17 protein-coding genes and 1 pseudogene are annotated in these 19276 nt (G+C 65.0%); 9 read left to right on the top strand and 9 right to left on the bottom strand.

Annotated features, from left to right (window positions below):
* Nucleotides 1-167: 167 nt before the first annotated feature.
* The 4 genes from AC3WK8_RS20015 to antA all read right to left on the bottom strand — a co-directional run bounded on the left by AC3WK8_RS20015 (nucleotide 168) and on the right by antA (nucleotide 4715).
* Nucleotides 168-1568, bottom strand: a complete 1401-nt coding sequence (locus AC3WK8_RS20015) for an amino acid permease (RefSeq protein ID WP_031319922.1) — start codon at nucleotides 1566-1568, stop codon at nucleotides 168-170.
* A gap of 227 nt (nucleotides 1569-1795) precedes the next feature.
* On the bottom strand, nucleotides 1796-2818 hold the full coding sequence (gene antC / locus AC3WK8_RS20010) for an anthranilate 1,2-dioxygenase electron transfer component AntC (RefSeq protein WP_103325686.1): 1023 nt from the start codon (nucleotides 2816-2818) through the stop codon (nucleotides 1796-1798).
* Nucleotides 2819-2835: 17 nt separating this feature from the next.
* Nucleotides 2836-3327 carry an anthranilate 1,2-dioxygenase small subunit gene (gene antB, locus AC3WK8_RS20005; protein ID WP_085598892.1) on the bottom strand — a complete coding sequence of 164 codons (492 nt, stop codon included), beginning with the start codon at nucleotides 3325-3327 and terminating at the stop codon, nucleotides 2836-2838.
* A gap of 2 nt (nucleotides 3328-3329) precedes the next feature.
* A complete protein-coding gene (gene antA, locus AC3WK8_RS20000) occupies nucleotides 3330-4715 on the bottom strand; it encodes an anthranilate 1,2-dioxygenase large subunit (protein WP_103325685.1) in 1386 nt (461 codons plus the stop codon).
* 370 nt (nucleotides 4716-5085) lie between these two features.
* Between antA and AC3WK8_RS19995 the strand changes: the two genes are divergently transcribed.
* The gene (locus AC3WK8_RS19995; protein WP_103325684.1) at nucleotides 5086-6087 is read left to right on the top strand and encodes an AraC family transcriptional regulator; all 1002 of its coding nucleotides are present in this window, start codon (nucleotides 5086-5088) and stop codon (nucleotides 6085-6087) included.
* Between the two features lie 15 nt (nucleotides 6088-6102).
* On the opposite strand, the gene AC3WK8_RS19990 is transcribed toward AC3WK8_RS19995, so the two are convergent.
* Nucleotides 6103-6576, bottom strand: coding sequence for an Lrp/AsnC family transcriptional regulator (locus tag AC3WK8_RS19990; protein WP_022638944.1), 474 nt, complete (start codon nucleotides 6574-6576; stop codon nucleotides 6103-6105).
* 185 nt (nucleotides 6577-6761) lie between these two features.
* Here AC3WK8_RS19990 and kynU point away from each other — a divergent pair, with 185 nt between their 5' ends.
* Together kynU and AC3WK8_RS19980 are read left to right on the top strand one after the other, a co-directional pair.
* The gene (gene kynU / locus AC3WK8_RS19985; protein WP_103325683.1) at nucleotides 6762-8012 is read left to right on the top strand and encodes a kynureninase; all 1251 of its coding nucleotides are present in this window, start codon (nucleotides 6762-6764) and stop codon (nucleotides 8010-8012) included.
* Between the two features lie 136 nt (nucleotides 8013-8148).
* Nucleotides 8149-9552: an amino acid permease gene (locus AC3WK8_RS19980; RefSeq protein WP_085598896.1), complete on the top strand. Its 1404-nt coding sequence runs from the start codon at nucleotides 8149-8151 to the stop codon at nucleotides 9550-9552.
* 79 nt (nucleotides 9553-9631) lie between these two features.
* Here AC3WK8_RS19980 and AC3WK8_RS19975 read toward each other — a convergent pair whose 3' ends face one another.
* The 3 genes from AC3WK8_RS19975 to AC3WK8_RS19965 are packed head-to-tail and all read right to left on the bottom strand — an operon-like array spanning nucleotide 9632 to nucleotide 11577.
* A complete protein-coding gene (locus tag AC3WK8_RS19975; protein WP_022638945.1) occupies nucleotides 9632-10003 on the bottom strand; it encodes a MerR family transcriptional regulator in 372 nt (123 codons plus the stop codon).
* A 60-nt stretch (nucleotides 10004-10063) separates the two neighbouring features.
* Nucleotides 10064-10639 carry an NAD(P)H-dependent oxidoreductase gene (locus AC3WK8_RS19970; protein ID WP_103325682.1) on the bottom strand — a complete coding sequence of 192 codons (576 nt, stop codon included), beginning with the start codon at nucleotides 10637-10639 and terminating at the stop codon, nucleotides 10064-10066.
* Between the two features lie 56 nt (nucleotides 10640-10695).
* Nucleotides 10696-11577, bottom strand: coding sequence for a LysR family transcriptional regulator (locus tag AC3WK8_RS19965; protein WP_103325681.1), 882 nt, complete (start codon nucleotides 11575-11577; stop codon nucleotides 10696-10698).
* 108 nt (nucleotides 11578-11685) lie between these two features.
* Between AC3WK8_RS19965 and AC3WK8_RS19960 the strand changes: the two genes are divergently transcribed.
* Nucleotides 11686-12450 carry a sulfite exporter TauE/SafE family protein gene (locus AC3WK8_RS19960; protein WP_103325680.1) on the top strand — a complete coding sequence of 255 codons (765 nt, stop codon included), beginning with the start codon at nucleotides 11686-11688 and terminating at the stop codon, nucleotides 12448-12450.
* Here AC3WK8_RS19960 and AC3WK8_RS19955 read toward each other — a convergent pair.
* Nucleotides 12440-12751, bottom strand: a complete 312-nt coding sequence (locus AC3WK8_RS19955) for a putative quinol monooxygenase (protein ID WP_053136805.1) — start codon at nucleotides 12749-12751, stop codon at nucleotides 12440-12442. The two genes, AC3WK8_RS19960 and AC3WK8_RS19955, sit on opposite strands and share 11 nt — an antisense overlap.
* 207 nt (nucleotides 12752-12958) lie before the next feature.
* Between AC3WK8_RS19955 and mdaB the strand changes: the two genes are divergently transcribed.
* The 5 genes and pseudogenes from mdaB to AC3WK8_RS19930 all read left to right on the top strand — a co-directional run bounded on the left by mdaB (nucleotide 12959) and on the right by AC3WK8_RS19930 (nucleotide 19137).
* Nucleotides 12959-13558, top strand: coding sequence for an NADPH:quinone oxidoreductase MdaB (gene mdaB / locus AC3WK8_RS19950; protein ID WP_085598906.1), 600 nt, complete (start codon nucleotides 12959-12961; stop codon nucleotides 13556-13558).
* 79 nt (nucleotides 13559-13637) lie between these two features.
* Nucleotides 13638-14549, top strand: coding sequence for a LysR family transcriptional regulator (locus tag AC3WK8_RS19945; protein ID WP_085598909.1), 912 nt, complete (start codon nucleotides 13638-13640; stop codon nucleotides 14547-14549).
* A gap of 126 nt (nucleotides 14550-14675) precedes the next feature.
* A complete protein-coding gene (locus AC3WK8_RS19940; protein ID WP_085598911.1) occupies nucleotides 14676-15569 on the top strand; it encodes an NAD-dependent epimerase/dehydratase family protein in 894 nt (297 codons plus the stop codon).
* Nucleotides 15570-15865: 296 nt separating this feature from the next.
* Nucleotides 15866-17533, top strand: a pseudogene (ggt, locus tag AC3WK8_RS19935) (gamma-glutamyltransferase).
* A gap of 158 nt (nucleotides 17534-17691) precedes the next feature.
* Nucleotides 17692-19137: a SulP family inorganic anion transporter gene (locus AC3WK8_RS19930; RefSeq protein ID WP_103325679.1), complete on the top strand. Its 1446-nt coding sequence runs from the start codon at nucleotides 17692-17694 to the stop codon at nucleotides 19135-19137.
* Nucleotides 19138-19276: the final 139 nt, after the last annotated feature.

The raw sequence follows: 19276 nt of genomic DNA, 5'->3' as shown, positions 1-19276 counted from the left end.
CGATATCGCCGGGAAGAGCGTCGATTCTAGAGAGCGAGCGGCCTGGAGTTTCAGGCCGCTTGTGTAGATGGCAGCAGACCACTTTTGCGGTGGGCATGAAAAAGCCCGGCCTTGGAGCAAGGCCGGGCTTGGCTTTGCACAGGGGCCTGCACGCGGCCCCTGATGGGTCAGCGCAGGGCCGGTTGGCTGGCTTTCTTCGCCTGGCTCAGGCGGTAGAACACCCAGATCAGCGCGATCCACACCGGGATCGCGTACACCGAGGCGCGGATCGGCGGGATCATCAGCATCACGCCGATGATCATGACCATGAAGGCCAGGCACAGGTAGTTGCTCAACGGCGACCAGAAGGCCTTGAACGAAGGCACCACGCCTTGCTCGGCCATGGCCTTGCGAAAGCGCAGGTGGGTCAGGCTGATCAACGCCCAGTTGATCATCAGGGCCGCCACCACCAGGGCGAACAGCAGCTCCAGCGCTTCGTGCGGAGCCAGGTAGTTGACCAGCACGCAGAGCATGGTGATCAGCGCCGAGATACCCAGGGCCAGCACCGGTACGCCCTGCTTGTTGAGCTTCATCAGCGCGCGCGGGGCATCGCCCTGTTCGGCCAGGCCGTAGAGCATGCGGCTGTTGCAGTACACGCCGCTGTTGTACACCGAGAGCGCCGCGGTCAGGACCACGAAGTTGAGGACCTGCGCCGCCGCGTCGCTGCCGATCAGGGCGAAGATCTTCACGAAGGGGCTGCTGCTGTAGGAGTCGCCGCCGGCGTTGAGGCTCACCAGCAGCTCGTCCCACGGATACAGCGACAGCAGCACCGCCAGGGCGCCGACGTAGAAGATCAGGACCCGGTAGACCACCTGGTTGATGGCCTTGGGGATCACCTTGCGCGGTTCGGCGGCTTCGGCGGCGGTGATGCCCACCAGCTCCAGGCCGCCGAAGGAGAACATGATGAAGGCCATGGCCATCAGCAGGCCGGTGCCGCCGTTGGGGAAGAAGCCGCCATGGGACCACAGGTTGCTCACCGAGGCCTGGGCGCCGCCGCTACCGCTGAACAGCATGTAGCAACCCAGCACGATCATGCCGACGATGGCCACCACCTTGATGATGGCGAACCAGAACTCGGCCTCGCCGTAGAACTTCACGTTCATCATGTTGATCAGGTTGACCAGCACGAAGAACACCGCGGCGCTGACCCAGGTGGGGATTTCCGGCCACCAGAACTGGATGTACTTGCCCACCGCCGTGAGTTCGGCCATGCCCACCAGCACGTACAGCACCCAGTAGTTCCAGCCGGAAAGGAACCCGAAGTAGCCGCCCCAGTATTTGTGGGCGAAATGGCTGAAGGAGCCGGCCACCGGCTCCTCGACGATCATCTCGCCCAATTGGCGCATGATCAGGAAGGCAATGAATCCGGCGATCGCATAACCCAGGATCATCGAGGGGCCGGCGGACTTCAGGACCCCGGCCGAGCCGAGGAAGAGTCCGGTGCCGATCGCCCCACCCAGGGCGATCAGCTGAATATGGCGGTTCTTCAAGCCACGCTTGAGTTCACCCTGCTTCAAGGTCTGATCCACTAACTTGCGCTCTCTTCTAGTTGTTATCAGGACCGCTACCCGGATGCAGGCAGCGGTCGCGTCTTATTGTCGACGGGATCAGATATTACTCCGCGTCAAGCTCCCGTAGTAAAGCCGAACACGCCCAAGTCCCTGTTCTTGCTGCCATCTGCCGCTGGGCCGACCTCTGGTCGGGCGGTGTCCGGTGTCCGGTGTCCTGGCAGGGCGTTGGGCGATCGCCGGTGGAGTCAGTTGGTGCTGTCGGTGAAGCGCTCGTAATACAGCTGGACGTGCTCCAGGCCCTGTTGCTGCTGCCAGGCGCGGATCGAATCGACCATCGGCGGTGGCCCGCAGACGTACATGTCGGCCTCGCTGGTGCGCAGTTCCTCGGTGTCGAAATGTTCGCTGATGTAGCCGCGCTTGCCGGTCCAGGCCGGATCGGCATCGCTGATCACCGGGGTGAAGCGAAACCCGGGCAGGCGCTCGCCGTAGGCCTGGATGCGCTCCAGCTCGCACAGGTCGGCGCTGTGGCGCACCCCGTAGTACAGGTGCACCGGTTGCTGGCAGCCTTGCTCGACGATCTGCTCGAGCATTGCCAGCAACGCCGACAGCCCCGTGCCGCCGGCCACCAGCAGCAGCGGGCGGCTGACCTGGCGCAGGTAGAAGGCGCCCAGCGGCGCTTCCAGTTCCAGGCTGTCGCCCAATTGGCAACGCTCACGGATGTAGTTGCTCATCGCCCCGTCGGGCAGCAGGCGGATCAGGAACTGCAACTGCTGGTCCGCCGCCGGGCGGTTGGCGAAGGAATAGGCGCGGCTGGTGCCGGTGCCGGGGATGCCCAGGCGGGCGTACTGGCCAGGCAGGAAGTCCAGCGGGGCCGGGTTGGCCCCAAGGTCCAGGCGCAGGATCGCCGTGCTGTCCGAAACCTGGCGCACCTCCTGGACCGAGGCGCGATAGCGCACCGGCTCGGCGGCGTGGCACAGGCTGGAATCGAAGTCGAAGTAGAACGCCGCGTCGGACTGCACCCGGGTCTGGCAGCTGAGCATCTTGCGCTGCGCCAGGTCCTGGGCCGACAGCGCCTCTTCGTCCACGTAGTCCTGGCTGTACTGGCCCGCCTCGCAGCGGCCCTGGCAGGTGCCGCACACCCCCTCGCGGCAGTCCAGGGGGATCTTGATGCCGTTGCGCAGGGCGGCGTCGAGCAATATTTCATTGGCGTGCACCGGGAAGAACAGGGTCTTGCCGTCGGCGAAGCTGAACGCGACCTTGTGCGTCATGGAGAATATCCGTCGAGTCAGAGGTGATAGAAATCCAGCACCGAGTTGATCTGGTCGTTGAGCAGCACCACGTGCTTGCGTTGGATCAGCCAGCTCTCGCCGTGGGGCTTGAGGTCATAGGTGGCGTGGCCGTAGAACTGCTCGGAGGTGGCCAGGCGGTAGAACAACGTGTGCCAGTTCAGGCGAACCTGCAGCAGCTCTTGCTCGCCTGGGGCGATGCGCAGGTTGCTGACCGTGTGCAGGGTGCGCGGCATCGGGATGGTGGACGCGGCCTTGCCGGTGCGCAGGCGGAACACCCGGTCCTCCAGGCCCGAGCGGTTGCTGTAGTAGATCAGCGACATGCCGCGCTTGGGGTCCTGGGTATAGACATGCTCGGAATCCCATTGGGGCAGGTGGAACACGCTGTCCGGGGCGAACAGTTGCAGGTAGGCGTCCCAGTCCTGGGCGTCGCACAGCTCGGACTTGCGATAGAAGAATTGTTCGATGCGGTATTGCAGTTGTGCATCCATGGTCATGCCTCCCGCAGTTTCAGGGGCCGGCGCTGCAGGCCGTCGAGGAGAAAGCGCTGCCAGTTCTCGTGCTGGTTGACGTACAGCCCTTCATGGGTGATCTCGGTGCCGGTCATGGCCGGCTGGATGTCCAGGTTCCGTGTGTTGGCGGTCGGCCCGGTGGCCCAGCGATGATGGCCGCGGGAGACATCGCTCCAGCGTTCCAGGCGGGCCTGGAAGCCGCGCTGGGCCTCGCGGAATTCCACCAGGTCGTCCGGGGTGCCCATGCCCGAGACGTTGAAGAAGTCCTCGAACTGGCGGATGCGGTTTTCCCGGTCGGCGTCGCTCTCGCCCTTGACGCCGATGCACTGGCTGATGATCTCGGTCTTGTTCCAGGCCATGGGGCGGATGATCCGCAGCTGCGAGCTGATCTGGTCGAGGAAGAACAGGCTGGGATAGATGTTCAGGTTGCGCAGGCGATGCATCATCCATTCGGCCCGGGCCTGGCCGTACTCCTCCACCAGGCGCGGCATGATGCTGGCGTAGCCGGAGCGCACCGCCGGGTTGGGCATCTCGCTGAACAGCACGCTGTGGCCGTTGGCGAAGGCGAACCAGCCGTCGTCGGTGGCGGCATCGCCGGCTCCGAGCTTGCTGTAGTCCAGGGTGGCGCTGGCGGTGCCGTTCTCGCTGTTGACCTGCTGGCGATGCTGCACCGTGGCCACGTAGTTGTAGTGCACGGTGCTGACGTGATAACCGTCCAGGCCGTTCTCGTTCTGCAGTTTCCAGTTGCCGTCGTAGGTGTAGGCGGACTTGCCCGGCAGCACCTCCAGCTCGCCGGTGGGCGACTGGGCGACCATCATGTCGAAGAAGATCCTGGCGTCGCCGAGGAAGTCTTCCAGGGAGTCTTCGCCGCTCGCGTCCAGGCTGATGAACACGAAGCCCTTGTAGCTATCGATCCGGGCTTTCTTCAGGCCGCGGGTGGCCTTGTCGAAATCCTCGGCGTACTCGCCGGGGGCCTTGACCTTCACCAGACGGCCGTCGCTCTTGTAGCACCAGGCATGGAAGGGGCAGGTGAAGGTCGACTGGTTGCCCTTGCCGACCCGGGTCAGGGTGGTGCCGCGATGCTGGCAGGCGTTGACCAGCGCATTGAGCCGGCCCTCGCCGTCGCGGGTGATGATCATCGGCTGGCGTCCGGCCCGCATCGTGACGAAGTCGTGGTTGTTGGGCAGTTCGCTTTCGTGACAGGCGTAGATCCAGTTCTTCTCGAAGATCAGCTCCATCTCCAGGTCGAACAGCTCGGGCTCGGTGAACATCTCCCGGGCGATGCGGAACACCCCGTCAGCGGGGCGAAAATCCAGGCAGCCGTGGATGAACTCTTGCCATTGCTCGATGCTTCTTGCACCACTCATGGTCGGTACCTTTTTTATTCAGGCCAATCGGTACGGTCATTAGAGTGAGAGCGGGGCAGGGGTGGCTATCCGCTTAGTCGGCCAAGCGCATCCACAAATTGGCCAGGGTGCCTGTTGTGGCGGTCGAGCGCGGGAGGTTGGGTGAAAGCCCCCGGCGGCGCCCCGTGTTGTGGCTGCAGAGTGGGGCGTTTCTACACGGCAGGTGGCAGCACGAGGGTGGACACGACCCGGATGGCCGGGCGGTTTATCCACTTAGTCGGCTATTGTTATCCACTGGGTTGGCAGCTTCGCCGGTTGGCGCAAAACTTGCCCTGCCAGACAAGACGCGCCGTCAGAGCGCGCTAAAGAAAATTGCCGTGGGTGTGCCGTGATGAACAACAAGGCTGATGGGCAGTTGCGCGATATTCGCGTCGATCACTACGACCTCGAAGGCGCCAGGCGCTGGATGTCGGGCATCTGCGGCCCGCATCGCCTGGAGACCGCCACTCCGGAGCGGATCCGTTTCCACCACAGTGCCCATGTGCTCAGGTCGCGGGCCACCACCCTGGGCATCATCGAGTACGGCACCGACGTGGTGGTGGATATCGAGGATATCGAGCGCTTCAGCAGCTACAGCCTGAGCTTGCCGCTGTGTGGCCAGCAGGAGCTGAGCAAGGACGGCCGCCTGTTGCACTCCGACAGCGCCCATGGGGTGATCATCGCCCCCAATGAAAGCCAGGCGCTGGCCATCTCCGGCGACTGTCGCAAGCTGCAGGTGGTGATTTCCCGGCCGGCCATGAGCGAGGCCCTGGAGGCCCTGCTGCAACGACCGGTGCAGCAGCCGCTGCGCTTCGAGCCGGGCATGGATGCGCTGCATGGCGCGACCGCTTCCTGGTGGCGCATGGCCCGGCACTTCCTCGGCGAACTGGCCCAGGGCAACGAGCTCTACGAGCAACTGGCCTTCACCCGGGAGATCGAGAACTCGCTGATCAAGGGCCTGATCCTGGCCCAGCCCAACAATTACTCCAGCGAGTTGCGCCAGGTGCTCGGGGTCAAGCTGCCGCATTACCTGGTGCGGGCCCGCCAATACCTGCAGGAGCATGCCCGCGAGGCGGTGCACCTGGAGGATCTGGAAGCCGCCGCCGGGGTTTCGCGCTACAAGCTGTTCGAGGCCTTTGGCAAATACTTCGCGCTGTCACCGATGGCCTATCTCAAGCGCCATCGACTCAACGGCGTGCGCCAGGAAATTCTCGAGCAAGGCGCGGCGCGCAACATTTCCGAGATTGCCCTGGGCTGGGGCTTCACCCACCTGGGGCGGTTCTCCGCCGAGTACCGCAAGCTGTTCGACGAAGCCCCGAGCGTCACGGCCCAGCGCCATCCGACCCGCAACTGAGCGGTGGCGCGGCGGTCATTTGCGTGGCACCAGGTCCAGCAGGTTGTTCTGTTCCTTGATCTTCTGCAGGACGATTTCCGAGCGGATGTCGGTGACCCCGCTGGCGCGGTTCAGGTGGTTGACGATGAAGTCCGAGAAGTGCCTGAGGTTGCGTGCCTGGATGCGCAGTACGTAGTTGCTGGCGCCGGTGATCACGTAGGCGGCCATCACCTCCGGCCACTGCTGGACCTTGGCGATGAAGGTCTCGTGCCAGCCTTCCACATCCTGGCGCAGGGACACGTGGACGATGGCCTCCAGTTCGATGCCCAGGCGTTCGGCGTCGAGCTGGGCGCGGTAGCCGCTGATGATGCCTTCGTTCTCCAGCATGCGCAGCCGGCGCAGGCAGGCCGAGGGCGAGAGGGCGACTTTCTCCGCCAGTTCCTGGTTGCTGATGCGCCCGTCCTGTTGCAGGTGATGGAGGATGCGCAAGTCGGTGGCGTCGAGAATCATGGCTGGCATAAATCCACGTTTTTTATTGAAGGTTTAGAATTTAATTCGAGATTAGTACGGGATCGCGCCGCACTTTGCACGAAAATTCTCCATCGCTTCGTTCATTATTTTCCGGGTTTATCCATTGCCGACGCCCTGCGTTCCCGCTCGGGACGGGCAGGGCACTGACCAAGACAGGACTTCCAATGATCGATAAAAACCACTGCCTGCGCCTCGATGAACAAGATGCCCTGGCGCCGCTGCGCCAGCGCTTCGCCTTGCCCGAGGGGGTCATCTACCTCGACGGCAACTCCCTGGGCGCGCGCCCCGTGGCCTCCCTGGAGCGGGCCCGACAGGTGATCGAGCAGGAGTGGGGCGATGGCCTGATCCGCAGCTGGAACAGCGCCGGCTGGCGCGACCTGTCCCAGCGCCTGGGCGATCGCCTGGCGCCGCTGATCGGCGCCGATGCCGGGGAAGTGGTGATCACCGACACCACCTCGATCAACCTGTTCAAGGTGCTCAGCGCCGCTTTGCGGGTCCAGGCCGAGCGCGCGCCCGAGCGCCGGGTGATCGTCTCCGAAAGCAGCAACTTCCCCACCGACCTGTACATCGCCGAAGGCCTGACCCAGCTGCTCCAGCAGGGCTATTCGCTGCGCCTGGTGGACAGCCCCGAGCAGGTGCCGGCGGCCATCGACCAGGACACCGCGGTGGTGATGCTCACCCACGTCAACTACAAGACCGGCCACATGCACGACATGCAGCAACTGACCGGGCTGATCCACGAGGCCGGCGCCCTGAGCATCTGGGACCTGGCCCACTCGGCCGGCGCGGTGCCGGTGGAGCTCAAGCGTTGCGGCGCCGACTACGCCATCGGCTGCACCTACAAGTACCTCAATGGCGGCCCCGGCTCCCAGGCATTCGCCTGGGTCGCCCCGGCACTGTGCGACTTGGTGACCCAGCCGTTGTCCGGCTGGTTCGGCCATGCCCGGCAGTTCGACATGGCCACCGCCTACGAACCCAGTAGCGGTATCGCCCGCTACCTGTGCGGCACCCAGCCGATCACCTCGCTGGCGATGGTCGAGTGCGGCCTGGAGATCTTCGAGCAGACCGACATGCAGAGCCTGCGGCGCAAGTCCCTGGCCCTGACCGACCTGTTCATCGAACTGGTGGAGCAGCGCTGCGCCGGCCACCAGCTCACGCTGGTGACCCCCCGTGAGCACGCCAAGCGCGGCAGCCACGTGAGCTTCGAGCATCCCGAGGGCTACGCGGTGATCCAGGCCCTGATCGCCCGGGGCGTGATCGGCGATTATCGCGAGCCGCGAATCATGCGCTTCGGCTTCACCCCGCTGTACACCACCTTCAGTGAGGTGTGGGACGCGGTGCAGATCCTCGGCGAGATCCTCGATGCCAAGACCTGGGCGCAACCGCAGTTCCAGGTGCGCCACAGCGTGACCTGAAGCCGCTAGCCGCTGGCGCAGGCCGCGACCGGGCCCGGCCCGCTCGCGGCCTGCGCCGCATGACGACACTGCGTGGCACAAGGACGCGCCGCCAAATAGATCAACACGTGCACACAACAATAAAGAGGCACTGAACGTGACCACCACCAACAAGGGTTTCGAAGCGATTTCCAATCGCGAGCACGGCCTGAGGCGGCAGCTGACCGCCGGCCAGATGAGCATGATCGCCATCGGTGGAGCCATAGGTACCGGGCTGTTCATGGGCAGCGCCTATGCCATAGGTTATGCCGGGCCCAGCGTGCTGCTCAGCTATGCCATCGGCGCCCTGATCACCCTGCTGCTGATGGGGTGCCTGGCGGAAATGACCGTGGCCCATTCCACCTCCGGCTCCTTCGGCGCCTATGCCGAGTTCTACATCGGGCCCCTGGCCGGTTTCCTGGTGCGCTATGCCTACTGGGCGGCCATCGTCCTGGCGGTGGGGGCCGAGGTCACGGCCATCGCCATGTACATGAAGTACTGGTTCGCCAACGTGCCGGAGTGGGTGTGGATCATCTCCTTCTCCAGCATGCTGATCCTGCTCAACGCCATCAGCGTGAAGACCTTCGGCAACTTCGAATACTGGTTCTCCACCATCAAGATCGCCGCCATCGTCGGCTTCATCATCCTGGCGGTGTACGTGGTGTTCGGCTCCGGCAACCCCGACTACGGAGTGCACAACTACAGCGCCCACGGCGGCTTCTTCCCCAACGGTTTGCAGGGCATGTGGATCGCGGTGATCGTGTCGATCTTCAGCTACCTGAGCGTGGAGATGATCGCGGTGGCGGCCGGTGAGGCCAAGGATCCGCAGCGCGCGGTGAAGCAGGCGTTTCGCGCCACCATCCTGCGCCTGGTGGTGTTCTACCTGCTGACCCTGGCACTGATGCTGGCCATCGTGCCCTGGGTCCAGGCGGGCAAGGCCCAGAGTCCGTTCGTCACGGTGATGCAGACCATCGGCATTCCCGGGGCCACCGGGGTGATGAACTTCGTGATCCTGATCGCCGCGCTGTCGGCCATGAACAGCCAGCTCTACATCACCACGCGGATGATGTTCAGCCTGTCCCGCGCCGGTTATGCGCCCAAGTCCATGGGCGCCCTGAGCAAGAGCGGGATCCCGCTCAATGCCTTGCTGCTGTCCAGCTCCGGCATCGCCCTGGCGACCCTGATCAACGTGTTCTACCCGGAGAGCTCGTTTGCCCTGATGATGGCGATCTCGATGTTCGGCGCGATCTTCACCTGGTTCATGATCTTCCTCACCCACTACTGCTTCCGGCGCTACCACCAGCGCCATGGCGAGCAGCCGCTGTCGTTCCGCATGCGCCTGTTTCCCTACAGCACCTTGCTCGGCTTGTTCCTGATGGGGGCGGTGATGATCACTACCTTCTTCACCGATGCATTCAAGATGACCCTGGTGTTCGGCGTACCCTTCCTGCTGTTGCTGAGCCTGGTCTACTGGCTGTTCTTCCGCCGGTCCAGGAGCTCGGCCGCGTTGTCGCAAGTCTGATGCGCCGCTTCCCGGGCGGCCCTGGCAGACCGTTGAAAAACATAGGCGATGGCAACGCCGCCAGTTTTTCAACGGCCCGCTAGAGGCTGTCCAGGGGGCACTCCTCCCGGGCCTGTTGCAGGCTGTCCTCGAAGGCTTCCAGTCGGGCGTGCAGTTGTTGCAGGTCATCGATCTGGCGCCGCAGGTCGCGCTTCTTGCGCGCCAGGGCCGCCTGGGCCTGGTCCCAGGGGAAGGCCTGGCCCTGGTGGGCGGCGAATACCTGTTGCAGCTCCTTGAGCTTGAATCCCAGCTGTTGCGCGCACTTGATGAACACCAGTTGCTCGACGCTCTGCGCGTCATAGAGCCGGTAGCGGCCCTGGCGCGGCGCTTCGGGCAACAGGCCGATGGCCTCGTAGTGGCGGATGCTCTTGATGGTGGTTCCGGACAATCGCGCGGCTTGGCCGATGTACATGGCGGCTTCCTTGTGCTGGACCGGGCAGGGTGGCCGGGTGCCGCGCATTATCGGGCAGATTCAGCGCCTGGCAAGTCGCTCCGCCTGCTGCAACCAGCTGGCGCGGGCCAGGTCGCTGGCGTCCAGCACCGGGCCGAAAGTCAGGGTGCGCAAGGTGCGGATGCCGCAGAAGGCCAGGGTGGTGCGGCGCATCTGGTGCAGGCCGGGCATGCGGTAGAACCAGCGGTAGTACCAGGGCGGGGTGTCCATGGTCACCAGCAGGTCGGCGGTGCGGCCCTTGAGCAACTGCTCGGGAAAGGCCTTGCCGGGGCGGTACTTGAAGGCGTAGCCGGGCAGCAGCACCCGGTCGAGAAAGCCCTTGAGCAAGGCCGGGATCCCGCCCCACCAGATGGGGAAGACCCAGGCCAGGTGCTCGGCCCAGAGGATATCGGCCTGGGCTCGCTGCAGGTCGTCCTCCAGTGGCTGGATCCGTCGGTAACCCTCCTGCAGCACCGGATCGAAGCGCAGGTCGCCCAGGTACAGGCAGCGCACTTCATTGCCGGCCTGCTGCGCCGCGGCGACATAGCGCTCGCTCAATGCCGCGCACAGGCTGGCGCGGGAGGGGTGGCCGAGAATCACCAGGATGCGTTTGCTCATTGCCTTGGTCCTTGAGGAAGAAGCCCGCAGGCTAAGGTCTGCCCCTAGGGGTAGAGTCAAGGTTCGAGCAAGGCCTGGCACAGCTCCTGGGCATACAGCGGCAAGGTGGCGAAATCCCGGGCGCACAGCAGCAACCGGCGCCGGGCCCAGGGCTCGCCCAGGGGCCGGGCATGCAGGGCCAGGTGGCGGTTGCGTTCCACGGCGGCCTGGGGCACCAGGGCCAGCCCGGCGCCACGGGCCACCATGCGCAGGGCGGCGTCGAAGCCTTCGGCGCGGATTCGCAACTGCATGCGCCGGCCCAGGTGCAGGGCCTGTTCTTCCAGGTACACCGCCAGGGCGCTGTGGCTGGCCAGGCCGACATAGTCGTGGGCCAGGGTGTCGCTGAAGCGCGGTTCGGCCTGCTGGCGCAATGGGTGGTCCACAGGCATCGCCAGGAACAGCGGGTCGTCGCGAAACGGCCGGCTCTCCAGGCCATGGGTATCCACGGCGTCGGAGACGATGCCCAGCTCCGCCGCGCCCTGGCGCAGGGCATGGGTGATGCGCATGCTGGGCAGCTCCTGCAGCTCGATGTCGACCTGGGGCCGGTCACGCAGGAAGTCCGCCAGCAACTCCGGCAGGTATTCGCTCAGGGCGCTGGTGTTGCACAGCAAGCGCACCTGGCCCTTGACCCCCCTGGCGTACTCGGTGAGGTCCTGCTGCAGGTGCTCGGCATACCGCAGCAGGGTCCGGGCGTGCTGGGCCAGGGCCTTGCCGGCCGGTGTCGGGCTGACCCCGCGACGGCCACGTTCGAGGAACTCGATCCCCAGGGAGCTTTCCATGGCGCGGATCCGCGCGCTGGCGGCGGCCAGGGACAGGTGGCTGCGGTGGGCGCCGGCGGTGATATTTCCGGCTTCGAGGACATTCAAGTACAAGCGCAGGTCCACCAGGTCGAAGTGCATGCGGGGCCTCCACAGCCAGGGTATCGGGAACCAGCCTCTTGTACGGCAAGAGGCTGGCTCAGTATATGGCAGATTTTCAGCGCAGCCGGGCGAGTGCAGGATAGGCCCATGAATACTTCCCTCGCGTTCTATCAGGATCTCGGCCTGGCCCTGTCTTTATGGGTGCTCGGCATCTTCGTCATGGCTGGCATGGTCAAGGGTGTGATCGGCCTGGGCCTGCCCACGGTGGCCATGGGGCTCCTGGGGCTGGCTATGGCTCCGGCGCAGGCTGCGGCCTTGCTGATCATTCCGGCGACCCTGACCAATCTCTGGCAACTGGCTTTGGGTGGGCACCTGCCGGCCCTGCTCAGGCGTTTGTGGCCGCTGTTGTTGGCGACCTGCGTCGGCACCCTGGGCGGCTGCCTGTGGCTGGGCATCGATGGTGGGCCGTGGGTGGTGCGGGGGCTGGGCGCGGCGCTGTTGCTCTATGCCCTGGCGGGCCTGTGCTTGCCGCAGCTGCGCATCGCCCCGGCCCATGAGCGTTGGCTGGCGCCCTTGTGTGGGTTGGCCACTGGCCTGGTCACTGCGGTCACCGGGGTATTCGTGATTCCGGCGGTGCCTTACCTGCAAGCGTTGGGCCTGGGCCGCGATGCGCTGGTCCAGGCCCTGGGCCTGTCATTCACCGTCTCGACCCTGGCCCTGGCCGCCGGCCTGGCCTGGGGCGGTCAACTGGGCGGTGCGGAGCTGGGGGCCTCGTTGCTGGCCCTGGTTCCGGCGCTGCTGGGCATGTGGCTGGGGCAGTGGTTGCGCCAGCGCATCAGCGCATTGCTGTTCAAGCGGGTGTTCTTCATCGGCCTGGCCCTGCTGGGGGCCCACCTGCTCGTCAGCGGCTAGCAGAAGCCGGGCTGAGCATGTCGATGGCGCGGATCTCGAAGTCGCGCTCCAGGTACTCCATGCGCGCATCGCGGAACTGCTTCATGTGCGGCAGGTTGGAGTGCACGTCCAGTGCCTCCTGGGACTCCCAGACTTCGTAGAAGATGAACAGGCTAGGGTCCTGCCGGTCGCGCAGCATGTGGTACTCGATGCAGCCGGGTTCGGCCCGGCTGGCGGCGACATAACCCAGGAACAGCGCTTCGAATTCGGCAGCCCGTTCGGGGCGGGTCTTGGCATGGAGGATGAAAGCCTGGCGGGACATGGCGATGCACTCATGGCAAAGGAAATTGCCAGGGATTCTAAGGCAACAATCAAGGTTTGATTCGTGCCTTTGCGGCAAATGTATTTTGAGCGCCCGGGGCTTATTCCCGCGCGAGCCCTTCACTAACCTGCCGCCCTCGTTTTCCACCCCAACGGCCTGGCGTCGCGCGACGCATGCAAGGGGCCGTTCCCGCGACAGGGCCCGCTCATGAAAAAAGTACTGCTGCTCAATGGCGCCAAGCAATTCGCCCACTCCGATGGCCGCTACAACACTACCTTGCATGAGGTTGCGCTGGCGGTGCTGGATCGTGGCGGCCTGGACGTCAAGGTCACCCATATCGACCAGGGCTACGACGCCCAGGAAGAAGTGGCGAAGTATCTCTGGGCCGACGTGATCGTCTACCAGATGCCTGCCTGGTGGATGGGCGAGCCCTGGATCGTCAAGAAGTACATCGACGAAGTCTTCACCCAGGGTCACGGCAGCCTGTATGCCAACGACGGCCGGACCCGCTCCGACGCTTCGCAGAAGTACGGCAGCGGCGGCCTGGTCCAGGGCAAGCAGTACATGCTCTCGCTGACCTGGAATGCACCGCAGCAGGCCTTCGACGACCCGAGCGATTTCTTCGCAGGCAAAGGGGTGGACGCGGTCTATTTCCCGTTCCACAAGGCCAACCAGTTCCTGGGCATGAGCCCCCTGCCGACCTTCCTCTGCGTCGACGTGATGAAGCGTCCGGACGTCGAGGGCGACGTGCGCCGCTATGAGCAGCATCTGCGCCAGGTGTTCGGCCTTGAGGCCCAAAGCCGCTAATATCGGTAGGCCGTTCCTGTAGCCGCCGCGCGTCGCAGTCTGCGCGCGGCTACAGCTACCAATCGATAGAGGGTTCCCTGTGAAAGCCAGATCCGACGAACTGCAGATCTTCGTCTGTGTCATCGAGTGCGGTTCCATCTCCGCCGCCGCCGAGCAGGTCGGGCAGACGCCATCGGCGGTCAGCCGCACCTTGTCGCGCCTGGAATCCAAGCTCGATACCACGCTGATCAACCGCACCACCCGGCGCATGGACCTGACCGAGGAGGGCAAGTATTTCTTCGAGCAGGCCAAGTCGATCCTCGACCAGATGGACGAACTGGAAGAGCGCCTGTCGTCGCGCCAGCAGACCCCTTCGGGACGCCTGCGGATCAACGCCGCCTCGCCGTTCATGCTGCATGCCATCGTGCCCTACATCGCCGAGTTCCGCAGTCTGTACCCGCATATCCAGCTGGAGCTCAACAGCAACGACCTGATCATCGATCTCCTGGAGCAGAGCACCGATATCGCGATCCGCATCGGCACCCTGGCCGACTCGACCCTGCATGCCCGCTCCCTGGGTTGCAGCCCGTTGCGCATCCTGGCCAGCCCGGCTTACCTGGAACGCCATGGCACCCCGCACAGCGTTGCCGAGCTCAGCGCACACACGCTGTTGGGCTTCACCCAGACCGAAAGCCTCAACCACTGGCCGCTGCGCCACCCCCATGGCGACCGCTGGCAGATCCAGCCGGGCATCAGCGCCTCCAGCGGCGAGACCCTGCGCCACCTGGTACTGGAGGGGCAGGGCATCGCCTGCCTGTCGCACTTCATGACCATCGACGACATCCGTGCCGGGCGCCTGATGCCGATCCTCGGCGAGTTCAACAGCGGCTACCGCCAGCCGATCAACGCCGTGTACTACCGCAACTCGCAGTTGGCCCTGCGCATCCAGTGCTTCCTGGACTTCATCCAGGGCAAGCTGGCCGACTACGCTGACCCGGGCTTCGAGGGCTGAGGTCATGCTTCCCAGGCTGGGGATTCGTGATTCCTGCGCAAGAGTGATTTGGTCCAGCCCGGCTGTTTCGTCGGAACAGGCGCGCCGATACTGGCGCCATCACTTATCCACCCAGGGAGTCTCTCCATGAACGTATTCGTTACCGGTGCCGCGGGTTTCATCGGCGGTTCCATCGCCACCGGCCTGGTCAAGGCCGGGCATCAGGTCACTGGCCTGGTGCGCAGCGCCGAGCAAGCCGCCGAGCTGACGGCCCTGGGCATCAAGCCCGTGGTGGGCAGCCTGGACGACAGCGCCCTGCTGGGCGAACAGGCCCGGGCCGCCGACGCGGTGATCAACGCTGCCAGCAGCGACCATCGTGGTGCGGTGCAAGTGTTGCTGGCCGCGCTCAAGGGTTCGAACAAGCCGTTCCTGCATACCAGCGGTTCGAGCATCGTCGGCGACGCTTCCGGCGGCAAGGCCAGCGATACCGTCTACTACGAAGACCAGTTGCCGGAGCCCACCGTGGACAAGGCCGCCCGGGTGGCCATCGACAACCTGATCCTGGCGGCGGCCAAGGACGGGGTGAACTCGGCGGTGCTGTGCAACACCCTGATCTACGGCCACAGCCTGGGCGTCAAGCGTGACAGCGTGCAGCTGCCGCGCCTGCTCAAGCAAGCGCGCAAGAGCGGTGTGGTGCGCCACGTCGGGCCGGGGCAGAACATCTGGTCCAACGTGCACATCGAGGACGTGGTGGCGCTCTACGCCCTGGCCCTGACCGGCAACACCCCGGGCAGTTTCTACTTCGTCGAGAGCGGCGAGGCATCCTTCATCGACATGACCCGCGCCATGGCCCGTGCCCTGCATCTGGGCGAACCCGAGGACTGGCCGCTGCCTGCCGCCGAGGCCGAGTGGGGCTACGAGATGGCCAACTATGGCCTGGGCTCCAACAGCCGGGTGCGCGGCAAGAAGGCCCGCGAGCTGCTGGGCTGGGCGCCGCAGCGGACTTCGGTGCTGGAGTGGATCGAGCACGAGATGGTCTGAGGAGCGGCTGCTCCACTGATCCGTCTGCGACAAACGGCTGCCTGCGGGCGGCCGTTTTGCTGTGGGCGTTTGCCCTCCGCGCAACAAAGCGTCTAACAGGCCGTTGAAAAACGTAGGCGAGGCAGCCAGCGCAAGGCGAAAACAGGCGAAAAAGCGCAGTTTACAAATGGTAAATGAGCATTTTGACCGGGCTGGCGCACCGGCCTGTTTTTAACGCAGCGATGGCAACGCAGATAGTTTTTCAACGGCCTGCTAAGGTTCGTCTGGTCTGAAAACAACGATAAAGGACGGACTCCATGCGTATCTTGCCGTGCATGACCCTCACCCTGGGCCTGGCGCTCGCTGCCAGTATTCCAGCCTTCGCCGCGCCCCTTGAAGGCGGTGCGGTGGCCGCACCCAACCAGTACGGCGCCGATGTCGCGGCGCAGATCCTCAAGAAGGGCGGCAATGCGGTGGACGCTGCGGTGGCCACGGCCTTCACCCTGGCCGTGACCTATCCCGAAGCCGGCAATATCGGCGGTGGCGGCTTCATGACGCTGTTCATCGACGGCAAGCCGTATTTCCTCGACTACCGGGAAACCGCGCCCAAGGCCGCGACCCGCGACATGTACCTGAATGACAAGGGCGAGGTGATCGAGAACCTCAGCCTGGTGGGCGCCCGCGCCGCCGGGGTGCCGGGCACCGTGATGGGCCTGTGGGAGGCCCACCGGAAATTCGGCAAGCTGCCCTAGAGCGAACTCGTCACCCCGGCAGTGGCCTACGCCAGGAACGGCTTCAAGGTGGCGGACAAGCAGTACCAGTACCGCGAGGATGCCTTGAAGCTGTTCAACGGCAGCACCAACTTCGGTGATTACTTTGGCAGCATGCAACCCGGCCAGACCTTCCGCCAGCCGGAGTTGGCGGCGACCCTGGAACGCATCGCCGACCAGGGCGCCAAGGAGTTCTACAGCGGCAAGACCGCCGACTTGCTGGTGGCCCAGATGCAGGCCGACAAGGGCCTGATCACCAAGCAGGACCTGCAGGACTACAAGGTCCAGTGGCGCCAGCCGCTGCAGGTGGGTTTCCGTGGCAACGTGCTGTACACCGCACCGCCGCCCAGTTCCGGCGGGGTCGCCCTGGCCCAGCTGATCGGCATCAAGGAAGAGCGCGCCGCGGACTTCAAGGGCGTCGAGCTCAATTCGGCCAAGTACATCCACCTGCTGGCGGAAATCGAGAAGCGCGTGTTCGCCGACCGTGCCGACTACCTGGGCGATCCGGCGTTTTCCGAGGTGCCGGTCAAGCCATTGACCGACCCGGCCTACCTCAAGCAGCGCGCGGCCCAGGTCAACCCCGACGCCATCTCGCCCACCGACAAGGTGCGCCCAGGGCTGGAGCGGCACCAGACCACCCATTTCTCCATCGTCGATGCCCAGGGCAATGCAGTGAGCAATACCTACACCCTGAACTGGGACTACGGCAGCGGCGTGGTGGTCAAGGGCGCGGGGTTCCTGCTCAACGACGAGATGGACGACTTCAGCGCCAAGCCCGGCGTGGCCAATGCCTTCGGCGTGGTGGGTGGCGATGCCAATGCCATCGCCCCGGGCAAGCGCATGCTGTCGTCCATGAGCCCGAGCCTGGTGACCCGCGACGGCAAGGTTACCCTGGTGCTGGGCACTCCCGGCGGATCGCGGATCTTCACCTCGATCTTCCAGGTGTTGAACAACCTCTACGACTTCCACCTGCCCCTGGAGAAAGCCGTGGCCGCGCAACGCGTGCATCACCAACTGCTGCCCAAGGACACGATCTACTACGACGCCTATGCGCCGCTCACCGGCCAGGTCGCCGATGAACTCAAGGCCATGGGCTACACCCTCGAGGACCAGGGCTGGGAGATGGGTGATATCCAGGCCATCCGGGTCAATGGTTCCCAGCTTGAAACCGCTTCCGACCCACGTGGGCGTGGCGTCGGCAAAGTCGTTAAGTAACCGCTGCGCCCTTGCCTGAGCCGGTACGCCGGTTCCGGCAAGGGCTTGGCTGCGCGCCGACGGCCGGCTGGTCGGCGGCGTCTTGATTCCGTACCATTCCCGCCTGATTTCCCCCGCCATTCCCCGGGCCCCTGCGCGGCCCAACTATCAGGTCAATCATGAAAGCAAAACGTCTGCGTGCCGATGTCCTGGCCGGACTCACTACCTCCTTCGCCCTGCTGCCCGAGTGCATCGCCTTCGCCCTGGTCGCCCACCTCAACCCGTTGATGGGCCTGTACGGCGCCTTCTTCATCTGCACCCTGACCGCGTTGTTCGGCGGCCGTCCGGGCATGGTCTCCGGTGCTGCCGGCTCCATGGCGGTGGTGATCGTCGCCCTGGTGGTGCAGCACGGCGTGCAGTACCTGCTGGCCACGGTACTGCTGGGCGGGCTGGTGATGATCGCCTTCGGCCTGCTGCGCCTGGGCAAGCTGGTGCGCATGGTGCCGCACCCGGTGATGCTGGGCTTCGTCAACGGCCTGGCGATCGTCATCGCCCTGGCCCAGCTGGAGCATTTCAAGAGCGGCGAGCACTGGCTCAGCGGCCAGCCGCTGTACCTGATGGCCGGCCTGGTGGCGCTGACCATGGCCATCGTCTACCTGCTGCCGCGCCTGACCCGGGCGGTGCCGCCGGCGCTGGTGGCGATCCTTGGCGTGGGCCTCCTGGTGTACGTGCTGGGGTTGCCGACCCGCACCCTGGGGGACATGGCCCACATCGCCGGCGGCTTGCCGGCGCTGGCGCTGCCGGAGGTGCCCTGGACCCTGGAAACCCTGGGCATCATCGCGCCCTATGCCTTCCTGATGGCCATGGTCGGCTTGCTGGAAACCCTGCTGACCCTGAACCTCACCGACGAGATCACCGAGACCCGCGGCTACACCAACCGCGAGTGCGTGGCCCTGGGCGCGGCGAACATGGTCTCCGGCGTCTTCGGCGGCATGGGTGGCTGCGCGATGATCGGCCAGACCGTGATCAACCTCAGTTCCGGCGGCCGTGGGCGCTTGTCCGGGGTCGTGGCCGGGGTGCTGATCCTGCTGTTCGTGCTGTTCCTGTCGCCGCTGATCGAGCGCATTCCCCTGGCGGCGCTGGTGGGCGTGATGTTCGTGGTGTCGCAGCAGACCTTCGCCTGGGCCTCCTTGCGGGTGGTCAACAAGGTGCCGCTCAACGACGTGCTGGTGATCCTCGCGGTGACGGTGATCACCGTGTTCACCGACCTGGCCACCGCGGTCATGTGCGGCATCGTCATCGCCGCCCTCAACTTCGCCTGGCAGCAGGCCCGCGAGCTGTACGCCGACAGCCACCTGGAAGCCGACGGCAGCAAGCTCTACCACCTGCACGGCACCTTGTTCTTCGCTTCCACCACGCCGTTCCTCAACCAGTTCGACCCGGCCAACGACCCATCGCGGGTGACCATCGACTGCCGGCACCTGAGCTTCGTCGACTATTCGGCCATCGCCGCGCTCATGACCCTGCGCGAACGCTATGCCAAGGCCGGCAAGCAGTTGCGGGTGCTGCACCTGTCCGAGCGCTGCAAGAAGCTGCTCAAGCGCGCCCGGGTCCAGCACGACTGACGGCCTGCGGGCGAGCCTTCGCGCTCGCCCGTCCCGCCCGACATATGCATGAAAATAACCGGTGCCGATTTTCATCACCGGGGCTTTGGCATAGCCATGCACGACAAAGCCTGCCTCTTTACGAAAATCAGTTTCATAT

The sequence above is a fragment of the Pseudomonas sp. FW507-12TSA genome (assembly GCF_058781435.1).
This window is presented reverse-complemented; position numbering and strand designations above follow the sequence as displayed.